Raw genomic sequence first — 2261 nt, 5'->3', positions numbered from 1 at the left:
TTGCCCGTGCAGCCAAAGGTGAGCCCTCCAAGTTATCCCCTCGGGCGACAGAGCTGATCGGCAATGAAGATAACCGCCTGTTTTTCAGTGCTGCCAGCCTCTGGAGACTGAGGGCTTCTTGCTACTTACCTCGAATGAGCTGGTGGCGCGCACCCGGGGCCTGTGCGGCTGGTCCAGGTAGACTGAGGACAAAACTTACCGCAGCCTTGGCAGGCCGATCACCCGATGGCTCGACTATGGACGGTGGAGTTTGCAGACCAATCTTGCCTATGGGGAGTCCAACAGCAATGGCCTCAGCCATATCCAGCGGCTGAGGGCCCGGCAGGAATGCCGGGGCTATCTGAGGCCGCCAGTGAAAACGATTTGCTGATCCTTGCCCCCAGAAAACCCTGATGCCCAATCCTGCGATGTTTGCCCTTGGTGAGAAAAAGGACGGGCTCATCGGCTCACTGATGACCAGCGCGATGTATGGCGCCCTTTTCCACCAGCCATTCGCGGTACAACTTGGCCAGTGGAACCTGGTGGACTGGCCTCTGGCATTGCAGCCAGTTCTGGCCGCCAGCTATTACGATCGGGCAGAAGAAGAGGCGATCAAACAGAATTTCGATGAGAAGGCCGCGATGGTCACCGAACTGGGGCTGGACACCGACAATCTCCCGGCCACTCTGCGCATCATGGTCTGCGGCGCCCAGTCCGGCCAACGGGCCATGGAACTGGCCAGCTATCTGGACGATGTGGAAGTGATCGCGGTGGATGAATCCCTGGCTGGTTTCTTTGCAGAAACTCTCAGTTCATCCATTGAACAAGTCCCTTTGCCACTGGCAATTCCCGCTGTAACGAGACTTTGTAACTGGTCGATTTTGTGTCGCCGGTCCTGATCTTTACGAATAAGATCACGAACATAATCGCTGGTATTGGAATACCTACCAGATTCGGCCTGTTGCTCTGCCCAGGTTTTCATCGCATCGGGCAGGGATATATTCATCGTTGCCATAATTAAGCCCTCTAATGGTCAGATAATGGCAAAAATTGCCAAAGAATGCACCGCCACTACTTTGGAGCCAGCCCCGAAACTTATACTCTGGTAAATAGCCCCTCAAACAACGCCGTCCGCCGCATCATCTGCTCACCCTCACTCCGCAACCGTGCATGCTCAGGATCCAGCTCGATCAGGCCAAGTAGCTGGTACAGCGTCAACATTCTTGAGCGCATCGCAGATCGTGCCTGCTCCTCATCGCTCATGTAGACCACCGGGTAGGCGGCAAGTGGCAGCCGGGGAAAGGCCTTGAGCATGTCCTCCAGGTAGTCGTCCACCGGGCGCCACTGCTCGCCTTTCTCTGACAGCAGCCAGAAGCAGAATGGTGCGGTGTACTGTATTTCATCCAGGCCATCGTAGTGGTCCATGGAAGCCCAGCTGAGCCGCGAGAACGCGGTGGAGAGCAGATCCCTGTAAACCATTAACCAGCCTTTTTTCTCAAGCCTGGTTTCGGCGGTTTTTTTGAGTGAAAGTACACCTTTCTGCTTTTTGGTATAGCCGGCAATTTCCAGCAACACGCGGGTGAGAATCACGGCCAGAATGTGCTCCTCGGAGCGAATCGGAGAATATCTCGCCATCGGTGCCACAATCTCTTCTCCACCGGCTTCAATCATGGCCTTGACCTGTTTGAGAGGCAGGTTGCCCTTGCCGGTGAGGCGGATGCCCTTGCCTTTCATGGCCTCAACCAGAACTTTCGCCATCCGGATGACCGGCGCGGTGTCGAGTTCGCGGTTTACGGCTTCGGCATCGATCAGCGGCTTGAACACAGAGGGGCAATTCAGTGGGTTCTGCAGCAGCTCATAAACCTGGCTGGGGCTAAGGCCGAAGAAGTCTCTGGCCGGCGGGATATCGGGTTCGGATTCGGTTTCGGAAAACAGGGCATCCCGCTCGGCGAGCGCCTGGTTGATGTCATCAAGATCCACAAACTCCGGCTCGAACCATTCGCCACCCATCCACTCGCGCACTGCCACATGCTCCGGATGAGCGGCATCTTCCATGGCTTCCAGAAAATCGTAGAATCCGGGCAAGCCACCGACATCCTCTGGCGGGCACTGGCGCACGGCTTTTATGCAGCGGGGCAACGGCTCGCCCTGATCGCCCGGCAGGACCTTTTCAAGCCGTACCTCATGCTCCCAGCTGTCGCCGAAATCATAGTCATACGTCAGAGCCTGCCCTTCCTTGTTGAGCACAGCAGACACCGCCACCATGGTTTCATCCTGAAAAT

General features: G+C 56.4%; 2 protein-coding genes and 1 pseudogene. 1 reads left to right on the top strand and 2 read right to left on the bottom strand.

Going from position 1 to position 2261, the window contains the following annotated elements; all coding sequences use genetic code 11:
• Positions 1-404 precede the first annotated feature (404 nt).
• Positions 405-767, top strand: a pseudogene (locus B2W52_RS22240) (tetratricopeptide repeat protein); the annotation flags it as partial.
• Here B2W52_RS22240 and B2W52_RS06490 read toward each other — a convergent pair.
• A complete protein-coding gene (locus tag B2W52_RS06490) occupies positions 722-961 on the bottom strand; it encodes a type II toxin-antitoxin system ParD family antitoxin (RefSeq protein WP_254775422.1) in 240 nt (79 codons plus the stop codon). The pseudogene B2W52_RS22240 and the gene B2W52_RS06490 sit on opposite strands and share 46 nt — an antisense overlap.
• A 113-nt stretch (positions 962-1074) precedes the next feature.
• Positions 1075-2261 (bottom strand): plasmid pRiA4b ORF-3 family protein (locus B2W52_RS06485; protein WP_286802029.1); only part of this gene is annotated, 1187 nt, incomplete at its 5' end.

Source organism: Marinobacter sp. UBA2498, assembly GCF_002341575.1.
GTDB classification, from domain to species: Bacteria; Pseudomonadota; Gammaproteobacteria; order Pseudomonadales; family Oleiphilaceae; genus Marinobacter; species Marinobacter manganoxydans.
The sequence above is the reverse complement of the archived record's forward strand: the minus strand, read 5'-3'. Positions and strand labels throughout refer to the sequence as shown.

Excerpts from the sequence above, each read along its gene's own strand:
- B2W52_RS06490 (WP_254775422.1), bottom strand. The coding sequence starts at position 961 with ATGAAAACCTGGGCAGAGCAACAGGCCGAATCTGGTAGGTATTCCAAT.